General features: G+C 64.2%; 21 protein-coding genes. 2 read left to right on the top strand and 19 right to left on the bottom strand.

Going from position 1 to position 23,467, the window contains the following annotated elements; translation table 11 throughout:
• Positions 1-6 precede the first annotated feature (6 nt).
• The 5 genes from flhF to AC3WLF_RS12555 all read right to left on the bottom strand — a co-directional run bounded on the left by flhF (position 7) and on the right by AC3WLF_RS12555 (position 7,358).
• The gene (flhF, locus tag AC3WLF_RS12575; protein WP_492358305.1) at positions 7-2,337 is read right to left on the bottom strand and encodes a flagellar biosynthesis GTPase FlhF; all 2,331 of its coding nucleotides are present in this window, start codon (positions 2,335-2,337) and stop codon (positions 7-9) included.
• Between the two features lie 10 nt (positions 2,338-2,347).
• Positions 2,348-4,429: a flagellar biosynthesis protein FlhA gene (flhA, locus tag AC3WLF_RS12570; protein WP_492358304.1), complete on the bottom strand. Its 2,082-nt coding sequence runs from the start codon at positions 4,427-4,429 to the stop codon at positions 2,348-2,350.
• Positions 4,426-5,568, bottom strand: coding sequence for a flagellar biosynthesis protein FlhB (gene flhB, locus AC3WLF_RS12565; RefSeq protein WP_492358303.1), 1,143 nt, complete (start codon positions 5,566-5,568; stop codon positions 4,426-4,428). Before flhB ends, flhA begins: the two co-directional genes overlap by 4 nt.
• A 307-nt stretch (positions 5,569-5,875) precedes the next feature.
• The gene (locus tag AC3WLF_RS12560; RefSeq protein ID WP_492358302.1) at positions 5,876-6,445 is read right to left on the bottom strand and encodes a YdeI/OmpD-associated family protein; all 570 of its coding nucleotides are present in this window, start codon (positions 6,443-6,445) and stop codon (positions 5,876-5,878) included.
• A 328-nt stretch (positions 6,446-6,773) separates the two neighbouring features.
• Entirely contained in the window at positions 6,774-7,358 is a 585-nt protein-coding gene (locus tag AC3WLF_RS12555; RefSeq protein ID WP_492358301.1) for a hypothetical protein, read from the bottom strand.
• A 497-nt stretch (positions 7,359-7,855) separates the two neighbouring features.
• Here AC3WLF_RS12555 and AC3WLF_RS12550 point away from each other — a divergent pair, with 497 nt between their 5' ends.
• Together AC3WLF_RS12550 and AC3WLF_RS12545 are read left to right on the top strand one after the other, a co-directional pair.
• Positions 7,856-8,701, top strand: coding sequence for a DUF5677 domain-containing protein (locus tag AC3WLF_RS12550; RefSeq protein ID WP_492358300.1), 846 nt, complete (start codon positions 7,856-7,858; stop codon positions 8,699-8,701).
• 458 nt (positions 8,702-9,159) lie between these two features.
• Positions 9,160-10,158: a CBS domain-containing anti-phage protein gene (locus AC3WLF_RS12545; RefSeq protein ID WP_492358299.1), complete on the top strand. Its 999-nt coding sequence runs from the start codon at positions 9,160-9,162 to the stop codon at positions 10,156-10,158.
• A 150-nt stretch (positions 10,159-10,308) separates the two neighbouring features.
• On the opposite strand, the gene AC3WLF_RS12540 is transcribed toward AC3WLF_RS12545, so the two are convergent.
• From AC3WLF_RS12540 to AC3WLF_RS12475, 14 genes are all read right to left on the bottom strand, one after another.
• Entirely contained in the window at positions 10,309-10,599 is a 291-nt protein-coding gene (locus tag AC3WLF_RS12540) for a hypothetical protein (RefSeq protein ID WP_492358298.1), read from the bottom strand.
• Between the two features lie 412 nt (positions 10,600-11,011).
• Positions 11,012-11,647, bottom strand: a complete 636-nt coding sequence (gene cheZ, locus AC3WLF_RS12535) for a protein phosphatase CheZ (RefSeq protein ID WP_492358297.1) — start codon at positions 11,645-11,647, stop codon at positions 11,012-11,014.
• Positions 11,648-11,665: 18 nt separating this feature from the next.
• Positions 11,666-12,052 (bottom strand): chemotaxis response regulator CheY, encoded by a 387-nt coding sequence (gene cheY / locus AC3WLF_RS12530; RefSeq protein WP_116318867.1) that lies wholly within the window; start codon positions 12,050-12,052, stop codon positions 11,666-11,668.
• A gap of 92 nt (positions 12,053-12,144) precedes the next feature.
• The gene (locus AC3WLF_RS12525) at positions 12,145-13,227 is read right to left on the bottom strand and encodes a protein-glutamate methylesterase/protein-glutamine glutaminase (protein ID WP_492357364.1); all 1,083 of its coding nucleotides are present in this window, start codon (positions 13,225-13,227) and stop codon (positions 12,145-12,147) included.
• A gap of 23 nt (positions 13,228-13,250) precedes the next feature.
• Positions 13,251-13,904: a chemoreceptor glutamine deamidase CheD gene (gene cheD, locus AC3WLF_RS12520; protein ID WP_492352847.1), complete on the bottom strand. Its 654-nt coding sequence runs from the start codon at positions 13,902-13,904 to the stop codon at positions 13,251-13,253.
• Positions 13,904-14,812 (bottom strand): CheR family methyltransferase, encoded by a 909-nt coding sequence (locus tag AC3WLF_RS12515; protein ID WP_492358296.1) that lies wholly within the window; start codon positions 14,810-14,812, stop codon positions 13,904-13,906. Before AC3WLF_RS12515 ends, cheD begins: the two co-directional genes overlap by 1 nt.
• Before the next feature lie 25 nt (positions 14,813-14,837).
• Positions 14,838-15,332: a chemotaxis protein CheW gene (locus AC3WLF_RS12510; protein ID WP_092316101.1), complete on the bottom strand. Its 495-nt coding sequence runs from the start codon at positions 15,330-15,332 to the stop codon at positions 14,838-14,840.
• Positions 15,333-15,360: 28 nt separating this feature from the next.
• Positions 15,361-17,373 (bottom strand): chemotaxis protein CheA, encoded by a 2,013-nt coding sequence (cheA, locus tag AC3WLF_RS12505; protein WP_492358295.1) that lies wholly within the window; start codon positions 17,371-17,373, stop codon positions 15,361-15,363.
• Between the two features lie 55 nt (positions 17,374-17,428).
• Positions 17,429-18,397: a flagellar motor protein MotB gene (motB, locus tag AC3WLF_RS12500; protein WP_492358294.1), complete on the bottom strand. Its 969-nt coding sequence runs from the start codon at positions 18,395-18,397 to the stop codon at positions 17,429-17,431.
• Between the two features lie 26 nt (positions 18,398-18,423).
• Positions 18,424-19,287, bottom strand: a complete 864-nt coding sequence (gene motA, locus AC3WLF_RS12495; protein ID WP_114134187.1) for a flagellar motor stator protein MotA — start codon at positions 19,285-19,287, stop codon at positions 18,424-18,426.
• A gap of 119 nt (positions 19,288-19,406) precedes the next feature.
• Positions 19,407-20,012, bottom strand: a complete 606-nt coding sequence (flhC, locus tag AC3WLF_RS12490; protein ID WP_011616430.1) for a flagellar transcriptional regulator FlhC — start codon at positions 20,010-20,012, stop codon at positions 19,407-19,409.
• Positions 20,009-20,326, bottom strand: coding sequence for a flagellar transcriptional regulator FlhD (gene flhD / locus AC3WLF_RS12485; protein WP_492358293.1), 318 nt, complete (start codon positions 20,324-20,326; stop codon positions 20,009-20,011). The genes flhC and flhD overlap by 4 nt, the downstream gene beginning before the upstream one ends.
• 483 nt (positions 20,327-20,809) lie before the next feature.
• The gene (locus AC3WLF_RS12480) at positions 20,810-21,544 is read right to left on the bottom strand and encodes a DUF4088 domain-containing protein (RefSeq protein ID WP_492358292.1); all 735 of its coding nucleotides are present in this window, start codon (positions 21,542-21,544) and stop codon (positions 20,810-20,812) included.
• A 44-nt stretch (positions 21,545-21,588) separates the two neighbouring features.
• Positions 21,589-23,448 (bottom strand): methyl-accepting chemotaxis protein, encoded by a 1,860-nt coding sequence (locus AC3WLF_RS12475; RefSeq protein WP_492358291.1) that lies wholly within the window; start codon positions 23,446-23,448, stop codon positions 21,589-21,591.
• Positions 23,449-23,467: the final 19 nt, after the last annotated feature.

Here is a 23,467-nt window from a genome sequence, read left to right as displayed (position 1 = left end):
GGGCGCTCACTGCAGCACCTCCATCGTTTCAGCGGACACGGCGCTGCCGCGGCCCGGATAGTTTTCCAGCACGTCGAGCAATGCCAGCATGCGGCCCATGCCTTCATTGAGCACCGTGCCCGGCACCGGCACGCCCTGGCGCACGGTGCGGCCAGCCAGGCGCGCGAGGAAGGCGGGCGCGGCCGCGGTCGGCGCGTGTTCCAGGCGCAGCACGGACAGGCCCAGCTGCAACGCGGCCAGCGCGGCGCCGGCGGCGTGGCCGTTTTCGGCGTCCTGGGCGAAGTGGTCGATGGCGTGGCGCAGCGTGCGCAGGCGCGCATCGGCTGCGTCGGTCCACAAGGCCCAGCGCGCTACCTGTGCGGCGTCCTGCGCCAGCGCCGGATCGCACAGCAGGTAGCGGGTATCCAGCAGTTCGCCGGTGGCGCGGTCGGCCAGGCGTGCCACCACCAGGCAGGCATCGATGCCGCCTTCGGGCGTGCCCTTGCCACGCGCCGGGCTGTCCGGCACGCGCACTTCGGCGCTGGCCAGCCAGCGCACGGCTTCACGCTCGCGCACGGTGTCCTCGCCCACGGCGTGGAAGGTCAGCGTGTCGGCCAGCGCATCGAGCTTCCAGGCGGCGCCGGCGCTGACCACGCGCGCGGTCTTGCGCGCGCCGGCCACCCAGCGCTCGCCGGCCTGCTGCCAGCGCGCCAGCGTGGCGGCGGTCGGCACGGCATCGATCAGGTTGACCACCTTGCGCGCGGCGCTCATGGCGGCGCGCAGGCTGGCGGCATCGGTCTCGGCCTCGCCCAACGGCTGGCCGGCACGGCCGGTCGGGGTCACAGTGGCGGCCAGCGGCATGCCGTCGCGGTCGGCGAGCCACAGCGTGTGCTGCATCGGCTGCGGCGTGCGGCGGCCGGGCACGGCCACTTGCAGCGTGGCGGCGCAGGCCAGCACGTACTGCTCGCACTGGCGGGTCACGTCGCGGCAGACCGCTTCGCGCACCTGCTGCGACATCGCGCGCAGGGCCGGGGCGCCGGCGCTGCGCTGTTGCCACAGCGAGCGGGCCAGGTCGAGGCCCAGGCCCGCGCCATTGAGTTCCGCCACGCACTGGCTCAGCGCGTCGGCGCTGTCGGTCAGCGAGCGCAGCACCTCGTCGGCGCCGCCACGCGCGGGCGCCTCGTCGTCGGTGCCGGCGCTGCGCCGGCGTGCGGCGTCGGCATCGGCAAACACCGAACCGCGGCGCGGCGTCAGGAAGGCGCGCTCCACCAGCGCGGTGCTGTTGGCCAGCTCAAGGTGCTCGGGCACGCGCTGGCCGGTAGAGGCGTAGAACACCGGCAGGCGGTGGCGGATCACCACGTCCAGCACCGAGCCCAAGTGGGTGGCTTCGTCCAGCTTGCTGATGATGCAGCCGTCGATGCCGCCGCCATCGGGCGCGGCGTCATGGCGGTAGGCATGCACCACTTCATTGAGGGTATCGCCGTGGCTGACACCGTTGAGCAGCAGCACGCGCTGCACCGGCGCCGGCACGCCGGCCAGCATCGCGATCTGTTCCGACAGGCTGCGGTCGCGCTGGCTCATGCCGACGGTGTCGATGATCACCAGGTGCTTGTCCTTCATCGCCGCCAGCGCGAAGCGCAGGTCGGCGGCATCCTTTACCGCATGCACCGGCACGCCCAGGATGTCGCCGTAGATGCGCAGTTGCTCGTGCGCGCCGATACGGAAGCTGTCGGTGGTCAGCAGCGCCAGCTTGTCGGCGCCGTGGCGCAGCACGAAGCGCGCCGCCAGCTTGGCCGTGGTGGTGGTCTTGCCTACGCCGGTGGGACCCACCAGTGCCAGCACGCCGCCTTGCGCGAACAGGCTGTCCTCATCGCCCAGCACCGGCAGCTTGCTTGCCAGTTCGGTGCGGATCCAGCCCATGGCCGCGGGGCGGTCATAGCCCAGCGGCAGCCGCGCCAGCAGCGTGCGCGCCAGTTGCCCGGAGAAGCCGGCGCCGACCATCCATTCAAACAGGGATTCGCGCAGCGGGTCGCTGGCGGCCACGCCGTGCGCTGCCGCGCTTGGAACCGCGCTTGGGGCAGGGCTGATCCCGGCCAGCTGGCGCTCCAGCATCGCGCGCATCGATTGCAGCTCGCCGCGCAGGTCGCCGATAGCGGCGGGCTCGACCACCGGCGCGGGTGGCACGTAGACCTGCGCGGTGGCCTGCACGCTGCCCAGATCCGTATCGCGCATGGCGACGATCTCCACGCCGCCCTCGACGGTGCGGTTGGACAGCACCACGGCGTCCGGACCCATGGCTTCGCGCACCTGGCGCATGGCTTCGCGGCCGTTGGCCGCGACAAACTTGGCTACGCTCATCTTTGACTCCTCACGCGCCGATCATGGCGGTGATGCGGATATTGCGGTTGTCCGGGACTTCGGCATGCGACAGCACCCTCAGCTGCGGCATGGTGCGCCGCAGGAAGCGCGCCATCAGCGGGCGCAGCTGCGACGGCACCAGCAGCACAGGGTCCATGCCCATCTGCTCCTGGCGCGTGACCGCGCCCTGGGTCTGCTGCAGCAGCGCGTCGGCCAGGCCCGGCTCGATTCCGCCGCCATTGGTCAGCGCCTGCGACAGCACGCGCTCCAGGCCGGCATCGAGGCCGATCACCTGCAGATCGGCATTGTTCGGGAACAGCTGCTGCGTGATGGCGCGGCCCAGCGCCACACGCACCATCGCGGTCAGCTCGTTCGGGTCGCTGATCTTGGGCGCGTGCTCGGCCACCACATCCAGGATGGTGCGCATGTCGCGGATGGGCACGCCTTCGTCCAGCAGGTTCTGCAGGATCTTCTGCAGCGCGGTCAGCGAGATGGTCTTCGGCACCAGGTCTTCGGTCAGCTTGGGCGAGTCCTTGGCGATGCGGTCCAGCAGCGCCTGCACTTCCTGGCGGCCCAGCAGTTCGGCGGCGTGCATGTGGATCAGGTGGTTCAGGTGCGTGGCCACCACCGTGCTGGCATCGACCACGGTATAGCCGTAGGACTGCGCCTGCTCCTTGATGCCCGCATCGATCCACACCGCAGGCAGGCCAAAGGCGGGATCGCGCGTGGCCGCGCCCGGCAGCGTGCCGCTGACCTGGCCCGGGTTGATTGCCATCCACTGGCCCGGCATGGCTTCGCCGCGGCCGATCTCCACGCCCTTGAGCGTGATGCGGTAGGCGTTGGGCTTGAGTTCGAGGTTGTCGCGGATATGCACCACCGGCACCAGGAAGCCGATCTCCTGCGCCACCTTCTTGCGGATACTCTTGATCCGGCCCAGCAGCTCGCCATCCTGCGCGCGGTCCACCAACGTGATCAGGCGGTAGCCCACTTCCATGCCGAGCGGGTCGACCAGCGTGACATCGTCCCAGCTGGCTTCGGTCGATTCCTGCGCCACCGCCGGGGTGCGCTCTTCGCGCTGCCTGGTCTGCGCCTGCGTGGCCGCGCGGCGCGCGACGTAGCGGCCCATCCACACCAGCACGCCAGCCAGCAGCAGGAAGGCAAAGTGCGGCATGCCCGGGATGATGCCCATCAGGCCGATGATGCCCGCGGTCAGGTACAGCACGCGCGGGTTGGCAAAGAGCTGGCCGGTGAGCTGCTCGCCCACGTCCTGCTCGTTCGACACGCGCGACACGATCACGCCCGCGGCAGTGGAGATCACCAGCGCCGGGATCTGCGCCACCAGGCCGTCGCCGATGGTCAGCAGCGTGTAGTTGTGCACGGCGGTGCCGAAGTCCAGGTCGTGCTGCACCATGCCCACCACCATGCCGGCGGCGATATTGATGAACATGATCAGCAGGCCCGCCACCGCGTCGCCGCGCACGAACTTGCTGGCACCGTCCATGGCGCCGTAGAAGTCCGATTCCTGCGCCACCTCGGCGCGGCGCTTCTTGGCGGCGGCTTCGTCGATCAGGCCGGCGTTCAGGTCGGCGTCGATCGACATCTGCTTGCCGGGCATCGAATCCAGCATGAAGCGCGCGCCGACTTCGGCGATACGCCCCGCGCCCTTGGTGATCACCATGAAGTTGATCACCACCAGGATGGCGAACACCACTATCCCCACGGCAAAGTTGCCGCCCACCAGGAAGTGCCCGAAGGCCTCCACCACCTTGCCGGCCGCATCCGGACCGGTATGCCCTTCCAGCAGCACCACGCGCGTGGACGCCACGTTCAGCGACAGCCGCAGCAGCGTGGTGAACAGCAGCACCGCCGGGAATGCCGCAAAATCCAGCGGCTTCTGCGTGTACATGCTGACCAGCAGCACCATGATCGCCAGCGCGATATTGAAGGTGAACAGCAGGTCCAGCACAAAGGCCGGCAGCGGCAGGATCATCATCCCCAGGATCATGATGATCAGCAGCGGCCCGGTCATGGCCTTGAGCTGGCCGGCGGAGCGCAGGCCGGGCAGGTTGAACAGGTTGCTCAGAGCGTTCATTCGCGCATTTCCGGTACGGCGAGTTCATCGGGCACCGGCAGGTCCGCGGGCGCCTGCGGCTGCGGGCCCTGCGAGTAGTGCCAGTGCTTCAGTTGATAGACCCAGGCCAGCACTTCAGCCACGGCGGTATAGAGTCCGGCGGGGATTTCCTGGCCCAGCTCCACGTGGCGGTGCAGCGCGCGCGCCAGCGGCGGGGCCGACATCAGCGGCACGCGGTGCTCGGCGGCCAGCTCGCGGATGCGGGCGGCAATGTCGCCGGTGCCCTTGGCCACCACGCGCGGCGCGCCCATGCGCCCTTCCTCATAGCGCAGCGCCACGGCAAAGTGGGTGGGGTTGGTCACCACCACGTCGGCCTTGGGCACCTCGGTCATCATGCGGCGGCGCGCCATGGCGCGCTGCTGCTGGCGGATGCGGTTCTTGATATGGGGGTCGCCCTCGCTCTCCTTGAATTCCTGCTTGACCTCTTCCTTGGTCATGCGCAGCTTCTTGAAGAATTCCCAGTACTGCCACGGCACGTCGATGGCCGCCACCACCAGCAGCGACAGCGACACCACCAGGCAGCAATGCATCACCAGGTCGACCATATGCAGCAGCGCTTCCTGCACCGGCGCATTCATCAGCGCGATGGCCTCGGGCAGGCGCTTCCACAGCACCCAGGCGCCCACGCTGCCTACCAGCAGCGACTTGGCCAGGGCCTTGAGCAGTTCCACCAGCGAATGCGCCGAGAACATCCGGCCCAGCCCCGCCAGCGGCGACAAGCGCGAGAACTGCGGCGCGAAGGACTTGGTCGAGAACACCCAGCCGCCCAGCAGCAGCGGCGCGGCCAGCGCGGCCACGCCGAACAGCAGCAGCAAGGGCAGGAAGGCGAGCAGGCTGTCCCACACCATCAAGGCAAAGCGCGACAGCATGCGCGAGGTATCGAACGCCGTCGCCGGCTCGAAGCGCAGCGCCCCCTGCATCACCTGGTTCAGGCTGCGGCCCAGATGGCCACCCAGCGTCCACAGGCCGGTCACGCCGGCGATCAGCATGATGAACGTGGCCAGCTCGCGCGAACGCACCACCTGCCCCTCCTCGCGCGCCTTTTCCAGGCGCCGGGGTGAGGCGGGTTCGGTTTTCTCGAGGTCGCTTTCTTCGGACATCCATGCTCCGTGCGAAGCGGCAGGCCGCTATTCGTCAGCAGGGATTATCGAAGCGTGGGGGGGTTCCCATTCCTGGGAAAAGGCGGGGGAATTGGGTGTTGTTTGGGAAATGGGGGGTGATTGGGGGTTAACGGCGGGCGGGTTGGGGGACTTTAGGGGGAATGTGGGGAAGCCATTGACCGGCGAGAGTCCTGAAGCAAGCAACCGGCCGTAGCCTTCCAACGGCCGTTCTACATGGTCGCGTAGCCGTTCATGCAGCCACAGACTTCCGGCATCGACCGCAAGCGGAACCTGACCGGCCACTGGTCTAGGGATAAATCGTTTCGCCGCGATTGAGCATGCCGATGAACTCCTCGATCTTGCGCACCCGTGTTGCGGGCTTTTTGGCATTCTGTATCCGAAACAGGATGGCGTAGCGGTTTCGGCCGTTCAGCGTCGCAAAGAACGCGCTGGCCTTGGGATTGGCATCCAGTGCGGCCTGCAGGTCGTCCGGCACGACCGAGTTGCTGGCCGACGTATAGGCAGCCTCCCAGCGGCCGTCCTCTTTGGCTTTCTCGATTTCTCGCATGCCCGAAGGAAGCATTCTGCCTGCAGCAATCAGCGCTTCGGCCCGGTCTTTGTTGAGCTTGGACCAGATACTTTTTGCGGAGCGTCGGGTGAAGCGTTGCAACCAGTATTCTTCACTTTCAGTCTGTTTTTGACCATCGATCCAGCCATGACAAAGGGCACTTTCCAGCGCCTGTTCGTAGGTCAAGGTTGGCTGCCCGGCGCCCTTTTTGGCAAGGCGCAGCCATATCCCGGTCGAGGTACCGCCGTTTTGCGTCAACCAGTTTTCCCATTCATTCTGGTCAGGGAATGTCAGACGAGGCTCAGTCATGGAGGATCCGAAAGGTTGCATTCAGGCAGCGAGGCCTTTTCGTTCACTGAAACCTCGCAGATTACCGATTTGCGCGGATTTTGGAATACCCGATTTATCGACAATTCAGCGTGTATCCATCGGAGGAACCTCTGCCATTGCCATCGGTTCCGGCGACGACCGGTAGGGGTCGTCTCCAGCCCCACGCGGGCCACTGCGGCCAGGAATGCTCTGTTGTGTTCAGCGTTGGTCCGCATGCGGCCAGGAACGGCCCTTGGAAGTCCGACGCCCGCTTTGTCGAATGATCAAGTGCTAGTCGAGCCGCTGGAATGCGGCGCGAAAGCTAGAGTTACGTTTGCAGCGGCCGCACCTCATCGCAGAGGAACTCCGTAAGGTTCAAAGGCCCCTTGGGCGGGCGAGGGAACCACTCCGAAGCGCCGGGAAAGGGATCGTATTCCGCGAGCGCTGTGATTAGGTCATTGGCTAACTCAAGGCGGGAGATGAAGACGCCTTCGTCTACGATCCAACCGGTTCCCCCGCGAGACGTCGCTGGACGAGCAATCGAGTAGCCCTTGAGCTTCCTATTGCCTTTGTCTCGCTGAGGTTCAAATTTTGCCAAGGGCACGCGTACAGTGCCAAACCTATCGCAGAGCGCGGCAAACGTTTTCTGTTGAGGATGCTTGAATTCCTTCAACCTATCTTTGAAGGTGCGAAGCCATTCATACGCGCCCATGAGCCACAGGCCCGAGAGCGTCACCTGATCTGTCAGGGTATCGGCGTAATATTGATCACGATTCGCACACGCCAGTAGTCTTCGATCGCCTTCAATTAACCTAGCGTCAAGCCTGGCAAGGCCCTGCAGACTCTCGTAGAACCACAACTTGTTCCCATACCAAGTCGAAACGTCCGAACTATCCATGGCGTCGACTGGCACCCTCATATCTCGGTGCCGAGCGTCCACGTGCTGGACCTGCAATAGCGGAACCATCCAATTCTGCAATCTGTCTTTGTCCATCCCCACCCACTTATAAGTCCATGTCTTTACCGTGCGCTTTCAGGTGCACGCGCCTGCTCCGACCTAGAACACCAGATGATCTGTTTTTGCCCACAAGTGACGGGTGAGCTCATCCGATTCTCAATCGGTGACGGATCTACGCTGCAGTACGCAGGTCTTGCACATCTCGTACGACGGCTGCCGACCGAGACTCGGCGAGACGACTGTCGTTCGTCCGGAAGAAATTTTTGGTCACGCTACCTAACGGTAGGATCTCGATTCAACGACACCCCACGGGAGGAGGGGAGGGCGGCGGCCAAATGATTTCGAGATGGGGTTATTCCGCTACATGATTAGGACGGTAAAATCTTACCTATCTCGATTGCGCCCCGCTCGCTCTTGGAACGGTGGCAGGCTACATACCAACGGAGCTTTTCTTGCTAACCGAATCAACAAATCAAGCCTTGGCCGAAGCAAAGGCAGCTCGTGCTCAGATATCAAAGGTACCAGGCCGCATGGTCGGTGATGTCCAGAATCCGCCGGCAGGCATGTACCTCGAGAATTACGCTCAATGCTTGCTTAATCGTCAGATCGACATATTCGATGATGCCGTTTTTTTGCTGGATAACAATCGCTTCGCTTCGGCGTGCTCCATCAGTCGAGGGCTAATCGAGACATACGCATCCGCCAAATTTATCGATGATCAAATCGAAAAAATTCTATTGGATTCCGAAGGACAGAAAAGCGTCGATAAATGTTTAGAATTTGTTGTCAAATCTGTAAATAGTTCAAGACTAAAACAAAGCGAACAGGACAAAATAGCTAAGGGCGTTTTTGAAATAGAAGATTATCAATTTACCGAACAAGCCGCTGAGAGAATGCGTGAAGGCCTTGCTTCAAGCGCGCATGTGCTAAAAGCACTTCGTGCGCTTTACCAAGCAGAAGTCTCACACACCAGTCGAAAAGAAAGCCATTTCGAGTTTCTCTATGATGCTTTGAGCGAGTGGGTGCACCCCTCCCAGACCAGTATCTTCCACCAGTACACGCCGGAGACCCATCTAATTCCCACGTCTTTTGGCGACGTTCATTTGTTTGATGGCGCGAAGATGAATTGCGTCAAGGCACTGCATTTTATTACCGACTCATTTTCAGTACACACCGGACTTCTCGAGCTGTCTGCGGAGATTACGCGACGCGACGAAAATAGCAAGGGTCGAGATATATTTAGATTATTGGATCAGCTTTTTTCTTCGGCCGTCATGGCGTCAAAGGACAGCGAATAGCTTTCCCAATGGATGCTGAACAAAGTCCTCGGAAGACTTTCAAACACCGGCGACTTAGCTGGAGCGATGTGCCTTGATACTGCGTCAAACAGAAAAAGGTTCGCAGTGGTCCTGGCCTCAGTTCTACCAAGAGCGAACTGCCGGCACAACTGCCGCCGGAGACTGAGTTCGGCCAGAAGCGGTCGCTTCAAATAGAGCCCTAGATTGTGTGAATTTTTCGCCGGAAGTACACTCGCGGTCTATATCGACTCTCGGACAGGCGGCGGGCGAGGGAGAACGCTAGCCATAAGCCCCGATGAACAGGAACCCCGGCCAATTCCGCCGCCGGCCGTTCGGCAGCAGACGCCCAACAAGTGCGTTGAACTGTTTAAGCGCCTCTGCTATAGCCTTGTTGCTTCGACCTCCCTATGGGGGACTGGACTTTGCGTACATAGCACCGGATCGAGGAAATTAGATAAATGACCCAATCAGACGACAAACTAAGGCTGGTAGCTGAGCAGATAAAGAACGGCGTCGCTCCGCAAAATGAAACGGTGCGATCCTTCTTGGCTTGGTTCAATGTCGCACGCAGAGGCTATCGTGCTACACGACGGATCAGAGGTGCGTTGCGTAGGCATGGACTGACAACCGACCCTGATTTCGAGTGGGCATACATTGATCGTCAGATTTCCTTTCAAAAAGCGCCGCCGGATGGAAATGCGGTCCCTGATGACTCCGCGGCCGACCCAACTTATAGAATAAATTTTCTTTCTTCGGCCAACAGAGTACCTGTATCTGTAAAACCGGATTCGACGTTCCAACAGGTTGTCACCGTTCTACTCACCAATGATTTCTCGCAAGTCCCCGTTATGACGGGACCGAGAGATGTAAAAGGCGTCATAAGCTGGAAGAGCATCGGTACTCGGCTCGCCTTGAAACGGCCAGCAGATCACGCAAGGGATTGTATGGAGGACGCGCGGATATTGAATCACCGAGAATCGTTATTTTCCGCCATCTCAATAATATCCGATAACGATTATGTACTTGTAGAGGCAAATGACAAGAGCATTTGCGGAATCATTACCGCAAGCGATCTCAACGATCAATTTCAATTGCTGGCAGAGCCATTTTTACTTGTCGGTGAGATCGAAAACGGGGTCAGGCGCCTCTTGCATGCAAAATTTACATTACAAGAACTCAATGATTCAAAAGCGCCCGGAGATGATGATCGGAAAATTGAAACGCCGGCGGATCTTACTTTTGGCGAGTATATAAGGCTAATAGACAACCCTGGCCGCTGGATAAAACTGAAACTTGAAATTGATAGGGTAGCTCTTGTAAGTCAATTAAATCGAGTAAGAGATATCAGAAATGATGTCATGCATTTTGACCCCGACGGTCTAGATGACGACGATCTCAAATTTTTGCGGGAATTCGCGGCTTTTCTAAAACGACTCCGAGAAGTGGGTGCTGTATAGATTAAACCCTTCGTCTCAGCGATGTCCGTTTGGGAGAATGTCGAGCGGCAGCTTCGGGTCATTCTGCGACCCTCAGTCCCAAGGCCAAACTGCCAATGCTCCAAGGATGGGGCGGCAGCCGATTACACGGCTGCACACCCCGCCCCAACATCACTCATCCTGCAACGCCTGCCCCTGCACCACAGCCAGCTCACTCAAAACCTGCGTCTCATGCGCCAGCCAGGCCGCGAGGGAAAGCACGCTTTCCCAAGTGCCCTGCTCCAAATCCACCGGATCCAGACTCGACGCCCCATGATCGCTAGCCATAAGCAACAGGCCATGAAGCTGCGCCGCACGTTGCACAGCAAGACTCAGCGGATTCTCCCCCGGGCTATGGGCGGTCACGAGCATGTCGGCACCATTGTGTTCCGCTGTAATACCGTGATGACTATGGCTATACATGGCACACCTCCGCATACGCGTCTAGCTCGCGCTGCTGCATTGTGCAGATACTGAAGATTGCCAATCGCCCAGAATGGGCAAGTAAGAACTGAAGCATGGGAATGCCCCCTATCCATACAGGTTCAGTCCCGCTCCCCGGGTGCTGATAGGGGTGGGCGGGCGCAAGGCAGGGTTAGCAGACCGGGAAAGAGGCGAAAGCCGGCGAGCCCGAAGGCTCCCCTGCCAGGGCCCGCCCAAAGAAGGGGCGTGCGCAGGCACGGCGAACGTAAGGATACCGCCAGGAGGCGGTCGTTCGGCCCTTTCGTCCGGGCTGCTAAACCCGGTCGCCACGACGCAGCGACGAACCCAGTATGAAGAGAGACAGCAAGCGCGAGTATGGGCAAACTCTTAAAAAGCGAGCCCAACCAAAACCTCAGAACCCCAAACTCGCCAACAAATCATCCACCTGCGCCTGGTCCGACACCACATCCGGCTTCCCTTCCGGATTCACCTGCGGCCCATTCATCAGCGTCGACGGCGCCTGAACTTCCACGCGCCGCTCGGACGGCACGTTATCGATCAGCACTTGCAGCAGTTCCTGCTCCAGCGTGCGGATCATGTCCATCATCTTCTTGATCACCTGCCCGGTGAGGTCCTGGAAGTCCTGCGCCATCATGATGTCGAGCAGGTGGCTGTTGGTGGCGCGGGCTTGCCCCGGCACCTCGGACAGGAAGGCGCGGGTGTCCAGCACCAGCGAGCGGGCGTCGGCCAGCTCCACCGGCTTCTCGAACCAGGCCTCCCAGCGCTTATCCAGCGTCTCGGCCTGCCGCTCGATATCAGACTGGATCGGCTGCGCCAGTTCGACCGCGTTCAGCGTACGCTCGGCGGCCTGCTCGGTCATCGCGGCGATGTAGTTGAGCCGGTCGCGCGCATCGGGGATGGCCTGCGCGGCGCGCTCGATCTCCTTGTCCAGGCCGAGCTCGCGCATATTGTCGCGCAGCATGCGCGTCAGGTTGCCGATGCGGAGGATCAGTTGCTCGGCGGAATCATTGCTCAGGGTGGGGGTCATGACAAACGCGCCTCCGCCTCAGCCGCCGAGCTTTTCGAAGATCTTGGTGATCTTCTCGTCCAGCGTGGCGGCCGTGAACGGCTTGACTACGTAGCCGTTGGCGCCGGCCTGGGCCGCTGCGATGATGTTTTCCTTCTTGGCCTCGGCCGTCACCATCAGCACGGGGATCTTGCCGATATTCGCGTCGGCGCGGATCGCCTGCAGCATCGACAGGCCGTCCATGTTGGGCATGTTCCAGTCCGAGATCACGAACTGGAAGCTGCCGTCCCTGGCCTTCTCCAGGCCGGCGGCGCCGTCCTCGGCTTCCTCGACGTTGACGAATCCCAGCTCCTTGAGCAGGTTGCGGATGATCCGGCGCATGGTCGGGAAATCATCCACGACCAGGATCTTGATGCTCTTGTCCACTTTGAGGGCTCCAGGTAAATGCAATATTGGCTAGTCGGTCCAGCTTGTTGTTTCAGCTTGTTGTCTGGTCTTGTTCAGGTTTCCGGGTCCGTTCAGACCCGTTGCGCGCGCGTGCCGTACGTGGCCAGGCGCGCCATCACGCGCTGGGTCATCGCCGGCAAGGGCACGATTTCATGCACGCCGCCGGCGGCAATCGCCTCCTTCGGCATGCCAAACACGATGCAGGTGTGCTCATCCTGCGCCAGGTTGTAGGCGCCGGCCTCGCGCATGCGCAGCATGCCGCGCGCGCCATCCTTGCCCATGCCGGTCAGGATCACGCCGATCACGTTCTTGCCGCCATGTTGCGCGGCCGAATCGAACAGCACATCGACCGACGGCCGGTGGCGGTTGACCGGTGCCTCCTGCGACAGGTGCGCGACGTAGTTGGCGCCGCTGCGTGCCAGCAGCAGGTGCGAGTCGCCCGGGGCGATATACGCATGGCCCGGCAGCACGCGCTCGCCGTGCACGGCTTCCTTGACCGTGATGCGGCACAGGCCGTCCAGCCGCTGCGCGAACGAACGCGTGAAGCCGGCCGGCATATGCTGCACGATCAGCACCGCGGGGCTGTCGGGCGGCAGCGGCATCAGGAATTCCTTGATGGCCTCGGTGCCGCCGGTGGAGGCACCCAGGATGATCAGCTTCTCGGTCGACAGCAGCGGGCTGCGCAGCATCGGCACGGGCGCGGTGCCGGTGGCGGATGGCGCGGCCGGCTGGGCTGCTGCTCGCACGCGCGCGCGCGACGCGGCGCGCAGCTTGTCGGCGATGGTGTCGGTGTATTCCAGCAACCCGTCGCGGATGCCCAGCTTGGGCTTGGTGACAAAGTCCACCGCGCCCAGTTCCAGCGCGCGCATGGTGATTTCCGAGCCGCGCTCGGTCAGCGACGACACCATCAGCACCGGCATCGGCCGCAGCCGCATCAGCCGCTCCAGGAAGTCCAGGCCGTCCATGCGCGGCATTTCGACGTCCAGCGTCAGCACGTCCGGGTTCAGGCGCTTGATCAGGTCGCGCGCGACCAGCGGGTCCGGCGCGGTGCCCACCACTTCCATGTCGGGCTGGCTGTTGATGATCTCCGTCATCAGGCTGCGGATCAGCGCGGAGTCATCCACGCAGAGCACCTTGATCTTGGCGGCAGTCATGATTGATCGTGCTTGTAAGGGTTTCAGGGAAGCGGGCGCGGGTAAGGCTGCTGCCGCGCAAACAGTTCAGGCGTGCGCGCGGGCTCTCGCGCCGAGGTGGCAATGGCCCGCGCCAGCGCGCGTTCGTCGCGCGCCACCGAAACCTGGTCGTCCTGCCGCGTCAGGCGGCGCACCAGCGCCAGCCCGCCAATCGGAAAATAGCTGACGCGGCGCGCATGCGGGCCGCGCAGGTCCTGCGCCGCCACGCGCACCTCTTCGGTCTTCAGGTAGCGCAGCACGAAGTCCGCATTGCGGTCGCCGATGTTCAGCGTGGTCATGTTGGCCAGCACCGCCCCGCCGCCGAAGACCTTGGCCTCCAGCCGCTCGCGGCGCGCGCCCATCTTGAGCAGTTCGTTGATCAGTACTTCCAGCGCATAGCTGCCGTAGCGCATCGACGCCGACAGCATGCGGTCGGCGCTGCCGTCGTCGTCGGGCAGCATGAAGTGGTTCATGCCGCCCACGCCGGCGGTCTCGTCGCGGATGCAGGCGGCCACGCACGAGCCCAGCACGGTGGTCAGCACCACGTCCTCACGGGTCACGTAATACTCGTTGGGCAGCAGCTTGATGGCCTGCTTGCCGAACTCGCGGTCGAAGTAGGTGCGCGTGGCGAGGGCTTCGGGCAGATGGGGCGTGCGCATCACGGCCTTCCTGCCGCCGCGGCGGGCGCCAGTTCATAGACGGTCTGCCCGCGCAGCTGGAACGCGCGCGTGACGTAGGAGAAGTTCTCCGAATGGCCGGCGAACAGCAGCCCGTGCGGCTTGAGCAGCGGCACGAAGCGCTCCAGGATGCGCCCCTGGGTCGGCTTGTCGAAGTAGATCATCACGTTGCGGCAGAAGATGGCGTCGAACTGCTCGCGGATGCCCCAGTCGGGCGCGAGCAGGTTCAGCGGCTCGAACGCGATGGTGGCGGCCAGCTCCGGCTTGACCTTGACCGAGCCGGTGCGCGGGCCCGTTCCCTTCAGGAAGAAGCGCTTGAGCCGTTCCGGCGACAGCCGCGCGACCTGGTCGGCCGAATAGACGCCGCTGCGGGCCTTGGCCAGCACCTGGGTGTCGATATCGGTGGCCAGCACCGTGCCGGCGCGATCGCCCAGCGCCTCGGCCAACGTGATGGCGATGGAGTACGGTTCTTCGCCGGTGGAGGCGGCCGAGCACCAGACACTGTAGGGCCGGCCGGTTTTCTTCGCGTGCTCGGCCAGCAGCGGGAAGTGGTGCGACTCGCGAAAGAACGAAGTCAGGTTGGTCGTCAGCGCGTTGGTGAAGAATTCCCACTCCGGCGACCGGTCATCCGCATCCAGCAGCGCCAGGTACGAGGCGAAGTCCGACAGCTGCAGCGTGCGCAGCCGGCGCGCCAGCCGGCTGTACACCATCTCGCGCTTGTGGCTGCCCAGCGAGATCCCCGCGCGCCGGTGGATCAGCGCGCGGATTTTCTCGAAGTCGCGTTCGGTCAGCAGGAAGTCGCGCGCTTCGTCGCGCCGCAGCAGGGCGGCCGGCGCGGGAGTCGACCCGGTGTGCCCGGGTACGCTGGCTGCGGTGCGGAACGGCGTCATGGGCTGTGCTTCGGTAATGCGGGAATCAGGCGTATTCGGCCTCGACCAGTGCCATCTCGGGGCTGGTCATCAGCTTCTCGATATCGATCAGCACCAGCATGCGGCCGTCGATGGTGCCCAGGCCGGTCAGGTGCTCGGTCGAGATCGATACGCCGAACTCGGGCGCGGGCTTGATCGCCTCGCCGGTCAGCGTCAGCACGTCCGACACGCCATCCACCACGATGCCCACCACGCGGCCGGCCACGTTCAGGATGATGACCACGGTCTGGTGGTCGTAGCGCACGTTGCCCAGGCGGAACTTCAGGCGCAGGTCGACGATCGGCACGATCACGCCGCGCAGGTTGGTCACGCCCTTGATGAAGTCCGGTGCGCTGGAGATGCGGGTCACGGTCTCGTAGCTGCGGATCTCCTGCACCTTGAGGATGTCGATGCCGTATTCCTCCGACCCCAGCGTGAAGACCAGGAACTCCTGGCCCGAAGCGTCGCTTCCGGGGGTATCGATGTGTCCGATGCCGGCCATGATCTCTTGTTCTCCTGTGATTGGACGATTACTGCTGCAGCGCCGGTTCCTGCCGGCGCACGCCGGTGCGCTGCAGCGCGCCGACATCGACGATCAGCGCCACGCTGCCGTCGCCAAGGATGGTGGCCGCGGAAATGCACGGCACCTTGCGGTAGTTGGTTTCCAGGTTCTTCAGCACCACCTGGTGCTGGCCGATCAGCTGGTCCACCAGCAGCGCAAAGCGCTTGCCTTCGGCCTGCAGGATCACGGCGATGCCCTGCGTGGGCTCCTGCAGCGCGCCGGCCACGTTGAACACGCGGTGCATTTCCAGCAGCGGCAGGTATTCGCCGCGCACGTGCATGACGCGATCGGAGTTGGCGGCGGTGTGGACATCCTCGGCCTTGGGCTGCAGCGACTCCATCACGCAGTTCAGCGGCAGGATGAAGGTCTCTTCGCCCACCTTGACCGACATGCCGTCGAGGATCGCCAGCGTCAGCGGCAGCACGATGCGGATGGTGGTGCCCAGGCCCGGGCGCGAGCTGATCTCGACATGGCCGCCCATCTCCTGGATGTTGCGCTTGACCACGTCCATGCCAACGCCGCGGCCCGACACGTCGGTGACGACCTCGGCGGTGGAGAAGCCCGGCGCGAAGATCAGCTGCCAGACTTCCTCGTCGGTGATGGTCTCGGACACCGGCAGGCCGTTCTGGATGGCCTTGGCCAGGATGCGCTCGCGGTTCAGGCCGCCGCCGTCGTCGCTGACTTCAATGACGATATTGCCGCCATGGTGCTGCGCGGACAGGATCAGCTGGCCGGTCGCGTCCTTGCCGGCGGCCACGCGCTTGTCCGGGGTTTCGATGCCGTGGTCCAGGCTGTTGCGCACCAGGTGCGTGAGCGGGTCGATGATGCGTTCGATCAGGCTCTTGTCCAGCTCGGTGGCCTTGCCGAAGGTGACCAGGTCGATCTGCTTGCCGAGCTTGCTGGCCAGGTCGCGCACCAGCCGCGGGAAGCGCGAGAACACATAGTCCATCGGCATCATGCGGATCGACATCACCGCTTCCTGCAGGTCGCGCGCATTGCGCTCGAGCTGGCCCATGCCGGAGAACAGGCGGTCGAACAGCACCGGGTCCAGCGCCGAGGCGGTCTGCGCCAGCATCGATTGCGTGATCACCAGCTCGCCCACTAGGTTGATGATCTGGTCGACCTTCTCGGTCGGCACGCGGATCGAGCCTTCGCCGTGCGCGGCGCTCGCCTGCGGCTTGGCCTTCTCGCGCGCGGCGGAGGGCGCTGCCGCTGCGGGGGCGGGGGCCGTGGCGACCGGGACGGGCGCCGGGACAGGGGCCTCGACCACCGCGGGGGCAGCAGCAGGGGCCTCGGCTTCAGCTTCGATCACGATCTGGTCCAGGTCGATCACGAAGCAGCACACCGCGATGATGTCGTCGGCGCTGCACTGGGTGTTGAGCCACACCACCAGTTCGCCATTCACCTCTTGCTGGCCGGTGATCTCGCCCAGGTTGGCCAGTTCCTCGCGCAGCAGCGCCTGGTCGGAGGCGGAAACCCGGATCAGGCGGATCTTGAGCCCGCCGCCCGCAGGAGCAGCAGCGGGGGGCGTTGCGGCAACAGGTGCGGGCACCGGGGCCGGGGCAGCTGCGCCGGCATGGCCGGCGGCTTCCTGCGCCAGCTGTTGCAGCACGGCGCAGATGCGCGCCAGCGTTTCCGGATCGGGTTCGGTGCCGTTGCGGTAGGCGTTGAGCTGGTCTTGCAACACGTCCTTGGTTTCCAGAAAGGTGTCGATGATGGTCCTGGTCAACGCCAGCTCCTGCCGGCGCGTGCGGTCCAGCAGGTTCTCGAAAATATGGGTGGTCTCGGTCAGCGCCGCGAAGCCGAAGGTGGCAGCCCCGCCCTTGATGGAGTGCGCCGCCCGGAAGATCGCGTTCAGATGCTCGGGATCGGGCGACTCAATGTCCAGGCCGAGCAGCAGCTGCTCCATTTCGACGAGCAGTTCTTCCGCTTCCTCGAAGAAGGTCTGGTAAAACTGAGTGATATCGATATCGACAGACATGGCGTCCTGAGTCACTTGGTTACTGCGCAAGGCGCGCCGGCGGCGCGGCCCCGCGTCATGGTTTGCTGCCCTTGGCTGCCGCGGCTGCCGGTGCGGAGGCTGCCGCCAGTCCTGCCTGCATCTCCTGCGCGGCCTTGCCCGCCTGTGCCGCCACCGAGACCTCCGCGGCGCTGGCGTTCTCGGCCTCGAAGCGCGCCTGCGCCTTCTGGTTGAGCACCACGATGCTGATGCGCCGGTTCACCGGCGCGAGCAGGTCTTCCTTGTCCAGCGGCATGGTCGCGGCCAGGCCCAGCACGCGCAGCACCTTGCCTTCCTGCATGCCGCCCGCGATCAGCTCGCGGCGCGAGGCATTGGCGCGGTCGCCGGACAACTCCCAGTTGCTGTAGGTGCGCTCGCCGTTGGAATAGTTGGCCGCATCGGTATGGCCCGACAGGCTGACCTTGTTGGGCAGCTCGTTCAGCACCGGCCCGATCTCGCGCAGGATGGTGCGCATATAGGTCTCGACCGTGGCGCTGCCGGTGCGGAACATCGGCCGGTTCTGCGTATCCAGGATCTGGATGCGCAGCCCTTCGCTGGTGATGTCCAGCAGCAGCTGCGGCCGGAACTGGCGCAGCACCGGGTTGTTCTCAATGATCTGCTCAAGGCGCTGCTTGAGCGCGCGCAAGCGCTGCGCTTCCTGCTGCTCGTTGCGCCGCTGCTCGTCGCTGGGTTCGTTGTTGCGCGCGCGCATGGTCTCGCCGTCCTTGCGCAGCGCGTCCATGCCGCCGCCCGGGATCACGCTGGGCGACTGGCTGCTCTTTTCGCCGCCGACGATGGCGACCTTGAGCGGCATGCGGAAGTACTCGGCAATGCCTTCCAGCGTCTTCTTGTTGGCGCTGGAGAGCAGCCACAGCACCAGGAACAGCGCCATCATCGCCGTCATGAAGTCGGCGTAGGCGATCTTCCAGCTGTGGTTGCCGTGCGGCCTGGCGTGCGATTTCGCCCGGCGGACGATGATCGGACGCATATCGTGTGCGCTGCTCATGACGGTGCCCCTTGCTGCTTGCGCGCTTAATTCAGGCTCTTGACTTCACGCACGTGGTCGTCGAGCTCAAGGAACGACGGCCGCACCGTGGAGTACAGCACCTTGCGGCCGAACTCCACCGCCACCAGCGGCGCGTAGCCGTTGAGCGAGGCCAGCAGCACCACCTTGATGCATTCGTAGACCTTGACGTTCTCGGACACCTGCAGCTCGATGCGCGCGGCCAGCGGCGAGACAAAGCCATAGGCCAGCAGGATGCCCAGGAAGGTGCCGACCATGGCGTGCGCGATCAGCGCGCCCAGCTCCGCCGGCGGCAGGTCGGCCGAGCCCAGCGCATGCACCACGCCCATCACCGCGGCAACGATGCCAAAGGCGGGCAGCGCGTCGCCGACGCGCGACAGCGCATGGGCGGGGATCTCGGCCTCGTGGCGGAAGGTCTCGATCTCGTGGTCCATCAGGGCCTCGATCTCGAAGGCGTTCATGTTGCCGTTGACCATCATGCGCAGGTAGTCGGTGAGGAATTCCATCACCACCGGATCCGACAGGATGCGCGGGTACTGGCTGAACACGCTGCTGGCGGCGGGGTCCGCGATTTCCTTTTCCAGGAACAGGATGCCCTCGCGCCGTGCCTTGGACAGCAGCACGTACAGCAGCGACATGACGTCCAGGTACAGCTCCTTCTTGTACTTGGAGCTTTTGAACAGGCCCGGCAGCGCCTTGGCGGTGGCCTTGATGGCCTTTGCTGTATTGGTGGCGATAAAGGCGCCGAACGCGGCGCCCCCGATGATCACAAATTCCGCCGGTTGATATAGCGCGCCCATGTGGCCGCCGGTCATGGCGTAACCGCCAAGCACCGCCACAACCACGACGACATAGCCAAGAACTACTAGCACGATCGGATCCCCGTCTAAAAACGCGCGTCAGCCACGCTCATTTGCCCGTTGCACGGGCGCACGGAGAGAATCCGTCCGCCAGCGCAGCAAGCCTGCCAGCCGGCGGACCTTGACCAGGATCAGGCGTTGGTCTGCACGGCGGCGGCGTCTTTCGAGAGCTTCTTCACTTTCCCTGCGCGTGACGGCGGACGGCACAGGCTGCACACAAAATTCGCGTGCGGCTCATACGCGTGCGTGACAAACTGCCCGCCGCAACACGTGCACCGGGACAGCTGCAGCATGTTGCTCTCGAAGAACCGTACTAACGTCCAGGCACGCGTGAAACTTAAGACAATTTCGCCGCCGAGCAGCGAAACATGCTCAAGGTACAGGCGGTAGGCAGCCACCACCGCGCGAATGCCCACGGTCTCGCCCTCCTGCACCATGAACTGGTAAGCAGAGAAGAACAGCGACGAGTGGATATTCGGCAGCCAGGTGGTGAACCAGTCCGTCGAGAAGGGAAGCATGCCCTTGGGGGGCGAGACGCCGCGCAGCTCCTTGTACAGGCGGATGAGCCGGTCACGCGACAGCGTGGTCTCGGCTTCAAGCACCTGCAGGCGCGCACCCAGGCCGATCAGCTCGATGGCGAGCTGGGTCTGGTTGGCGTCCTGGAGCACGCTCTTGCGGCTGGGGACGGAGGTGGCCGTGTAACTCCGGGTAGGCTCGGCCTGCAGGAGCGCGGTCAATTGAGCGACTCCACAGGCTGGCGTGCAAGCAGGATCGCGGCGTGGATCTGCTGCATGTCATGGCTCTTGGCCGTGTGGGTGAGAGTGGACAGAAGCGCATGGTCGTCGAAGCGGAACCTGCACAGCACCATGTTGGATGCCGCCAGCTTGACGAGTTGCGCGGAAGTCAGCTTGGCAAGAATATCCGCGATTTCCTTGCTGACCCCGAGCCGGAACATGGCTTCGACCTGGTTTTCGCGCACCAGGCGTTGCGCGAGCAGCAGATAGGCGAGGTTAACCTCCCTGATCTCCTGGAGAACGTCACTGCTTTCCAATTTATCCCCGCTACCAAAAGCCCGCCGTGGCCGCTTGTCCGGCGCTTACCGATGCCCTCGCGGGCCCGGCGACCAGATCGTTTGTTTGCGGCTGGGCGGGTACAACGTACGACTAAGGAACTACGCCCGTGTCCAACTGTAATCAACCCCGTTACAAGTGTTACAGAGTGTAAGTTAGACTGTTACGTTTATATCGGCAATTCACCCGCAATGCCAATCCCTACTTACGCGGGGGGAACCAAATGTCGCATGAAACATACATGATCGCGCACATTTTGTAACAGTTCACGCCGCTGACACTTGATCTGGCGCAAGCGGGTTTCGCAAACGTCATATCCACAAACGCGCCACGGGTGCCCCCGGTAGCCTGCTGGATTCCTCTATTGACGAGTGCCGTGTGTGGCGTTCAGCACGCAAGCGCCGCCCGTCATCCGTGCACGAAATTCGTGGCCGGATGCAGCGGGCCAGATACCCACCGCGCCCTCAGTGCGCGAACATGCGCCGCAGCCACGCCGCCAGCCGGGCGAACACATCGTCGGGCGCTTCGCGGAACAGCGCCGGGCGCATGCGCTCCACCTGCTCCAGCACCCGCGACGCTTCTTCCGGCCGCACCGAGCCGTACTCCAGGGCCAGGCCCAGCATGCCGCGCAACTCGCCCACGCGTGCGCGGCCCGTGGCTTCGCTGTCTTCGGTCTGCAGCGCGTACATCAGGTCATAGGCGCGCTGGCGCAGGCTTTCGGCCAGGCGCCATGCGGGCGTGCGCATGCGCGCTTCGAGCGCCCGCACGTCTTCCGCCGAGGCCGCCACCTGCGTGGCGAGCGCCTCAGTGAAGGCCGCATCGGCGCCGCATTCTGACAGCACCTGCGCCGCCCATTCGCGCGCATGCGCCAGGCGCTGCTCCGGCGTCCAGTCGGGCTGCACTGCCAGCCCGAAGCCAAAGCGCTGGGCATCGCGCATCAGCGCCGCCAGCGCATTGGGCAACTGCTTGTCGAACACGCGGCGTGCCCAGCCGTATTCACCGCCGGACAGCAGCCGCGAGACCGCGCGCTCGGTGAGCGGGCCGTCATGCTGCAGCAGCCGCGCGCGCAGGAATTCCTGGAAATCTGGCGGCAGGAACTCGCGGTCCAGGCCGGTCGAGACCCCGACGAACTGCTCGAATTCCTTGCGCAGACGGGCCGCATCGTCATGCGGCAGAGCCAGGTTGATCTCGGTCGTCATAGCCTTGCCATCCGGGACGCCGCGCGGCCCGTTGCCAGTGGGGATCAGAACGCGCTCCAGTCGCCGTTGTCGGCGGCTGCCAGCGCGGGCCGCGCGGTCCTGCCTGCCACCAGCCGCGCCGGTTGCGCGGCGACGGCATCAGCCGCCTCGGCTGCGGCGGCATGGTCCGCCGCAGGCGCAGCCGCGGCCTTCGTGCTGGCGGGCAGGGCCTTGGCGACCCGCTTGCCGGCAGCGATGGCGCGCACCGCGCCGGCGGCAGGAGACACCTTGGCCGGCACTGCCGTCGCCGCAGGCAGCGAGTGGGCCACGAACGAATCCGCGCGGGCATCCTCGGCCGCCAGGCGGAACGTCGCCACGGCCGCCTGCAGCCGGCTGGCCTGCTCTTCCAGCGCGCCGGCAGCAGCGGCGGCTTCTTCCACCAGCGCCGCGTTCTGCTGCGTGCCCTCGTCCATCTGCGCCACGGCCTGGTTGACCTGCTCGATGCCCGCGCTCTGCTCGGCCGAGGCCGCGCTGATCTCGCCCATGATGTCGGTCACGCGCTTGACCGCCTGCACGATCTCTTCCATGGTCTTGCCCGCCTGGCCCACCAGCGCCGAGCCGTTGTCCACGCGCTCCACCGTATCGCCGATCAGCCCCTTGATCTCCTTGGCCGCGTTGGCGCTGCGCTGCGCCAGGCTGCGCACCTCGCCCGCCACCACCGCGAAGCCGCGGCCCTGCTCGCCGGCGCGTGCCGCTTCCACCGCCGCGTTCAGCGCCAGGATATTGGTCTGGAACGCAATGCCTTCGATCACGCCGATGATGTCGACGATCTTCTTCGATGCATCGTTGATCTCGTCCATGGTCTGCACCACCCGGCCCACCACTTCGCCGCCGCGCAGCGCCGTCTCCGACGCATTCGCCGCCAGCCCGCTGGCCTGGCGCGCGTTGTCCGCGTTCTGGCGCACCGTGCTGGTCAGCTCTTCCATGCTCGACGCCGTCTGCTCCAGCGCCGCCGCCTGCTGCTCGGTGCGCTGCGACAGGTCGTTGTTGCCCGCGGCGATTTCACGCGAGGCGCTGCCGATGGATTCGGCCGACACCTTGAAATCGCGCACCATGCGCGACAGCTGCTGCTGCATCTGCTGCATCGCATAGACCAGGCTGCCCTTGTCGCCTGCGCGCGTGGCCACCGGCGCGGAGAAGTCGCCTTCGGCAATGCGCGCGGCAATCGCGGCCGCATAGCCCGGCTCGCCGCCCAGCTGGCGCGACAGCGCCCGCGCCAGCAGCACGCCCAGCAGCACCGACAGCGCCAGGCCGCCCAGCACCAGGCCCAGCATCCACAGGCGCGTCGCGTCGTAGACGCTGCGCGCTTCTTCCATGTTGTTGCGGGCGCGGTCGTCGCGGCGCTTGACCATCTGGAACATCACCGCTTCCAGCGCATGGCTGTCCTTGAGCAGCTCGGCGCTCTCGGAGAACACCTGGCTTTCAAACTGCGAGGTATCCAGCGGCTGCTTGCTGACCAGTTCGACGTACTTCTCCATGCGCGCGCGGAACGCCGGCGACAGCTCCTGGTACTGCTTGACCAGTGCCTTGCCCTCGGCCTTCTCGAACGCGCCAGCGACCTGGCGGATGCGCTCGTCCATGGCGCCGAGCGACTTCACGATCTGCTCCTTCTCGGCCGCCCGCTCGCCCATGGTCGATGCCGACAGCAGCCCGATCTGCGCGCGGCTGGCATAGACCAGGTTGATATTGGCGTCCTGCACGGCCTTCAGCGCCTGCAGGTCGCCGTGGTAGATCTTGCCGGTCCAGTCGGCCATGCGCCCCATGTTGACCACACCCAGCAGCCCCATCACGGCGCCGATCACGGCAACGACCAGGAATCCGGCAACCAGCCTGGTCGTGACGCGCAATTGATTGAACCAATGCATAGCAACTCCCCCCTTGTAA

This window comes from Cupriavidus sp. FW306-01-F10A (assembly GCF_058782785.1).
The sequence above is the reverse complement of the archived record's forward strand: the minus strand, read 5'-3'. Positions and strand labels throughout refer to the sequence as shown.

What these genes read in the sequence shown, in the direction of transcription:
- cheD (WP_492352847.1), bottom strand. Translation starts at nt 13,904, where the DNA reads ATGCGCACGCCCCATCTGCCCGAAGCCCTCGCCACGCGCACCTACTTC.
- AC3WLF_RS12515 (WP_492358296.1), bottom strand. Translation starts at nt 14,812, where the DNA reads ATGACGCCGTTCCGCACCGCAGCCAGCGTACCCGGGCACACCGGGTCG.
- AC3WLF_RS12480 (WP_492358292.1), bottom strand. Translation starts at nt 21,544, where the DNA reads ATGACGACCGAGATCAACCTGGCTCTGCCGCATGACGATGCGGCCCGT.
- AC3WLF_RS12560 (WP_492358302.1), bottom strand. Translation starts at nt 6,445, where the DNA reads ATGACTGAGCCTCGTCTGACATTCCCTGACCAGAATGAATGGGAAAAC.
- motB (WP_492358294.1), bottom strand. Translation starts at nt 18,397, where the DNA reads ATGAGCAGCGCACACGATATGCGTCCGATCATCGTCCGCCGGGCGAAA.
- flhB (WP_492358303.1), bottom strand. Translation starts at nt 5,568, where the DNA reads ATGTCCGAAGAAAGCGACCTCGAGAAAACCGAACCCGCCTCACCCCGG.
- flhA (WP_492358304.1), bottom strand. Translation starts at nt 4,429, where the DNA reads ATGAACGCTCTGAGCAACCTGTTCAACCTGCCCGGCCTGCGCTCCGCC.
- flhF (WP_492358305.1), bottom strand. Translation starts at nt 2,337, where the DNA reads ATGAGCGTAGCCAAGTTTGTCGCGGCCAACGGCCGCGAAGCCATGCGC.
- AC3WLF_RS12510 (WP_092316101.1), bottom strand. Translation starts at nt 15,332, where the DNA reads ATGGCCGGCATCGGACACATCGATACCCCCGGAAGCGACGCTTCGGGC.
- cheA (WP_492358295.1), bottom strand. Translation starts at nt 17,373, where the DNA reads ATGTCTGTCGATATCGATATCACTCAGTTTTACCAGACCTTCTTCGAG.
- AC3WLF_RS12540 (WP_492358298.1), bottom strand. Translation starts at nt 10,599, where the DNA reads ATGTATAGCCATAGTCATCACGGTATTACAGCGGAACACAATGGTGCC.
- AC3WLF_RS12475 (WP_492358291.1), bottom strand. Translation starts at nt 23,448, where the DNA reads ATGCATTGGTTCAATCAATTGCGCGTCACGACCAGGCTGGTTGCCGGA.
- cheZ (WP_492358297.1), bottom strand. Translation starts at nt 11,647, where the DNA reads ATGACCCCCACCCTGAGCAATGATTCCGCCGAGCAACTGATCCTCCGC.
- AC3WLF_RS12545 (WP_492358299.1), top strand. Translation starts at nt 9,160, where the DNA reads ATGACCCAATCAGACGACAAACTAAGGCTGGTAGCTGAGCAGATAAAG.
- AC3WLF_RS12525 (WP_492357364.1), bottom strand. Translation starts at nt 13,227, where the DNA reads ATGACTGCCGCCAAGATCAAGGTGCTCTGCGTGGATGACTCCGCGCTG.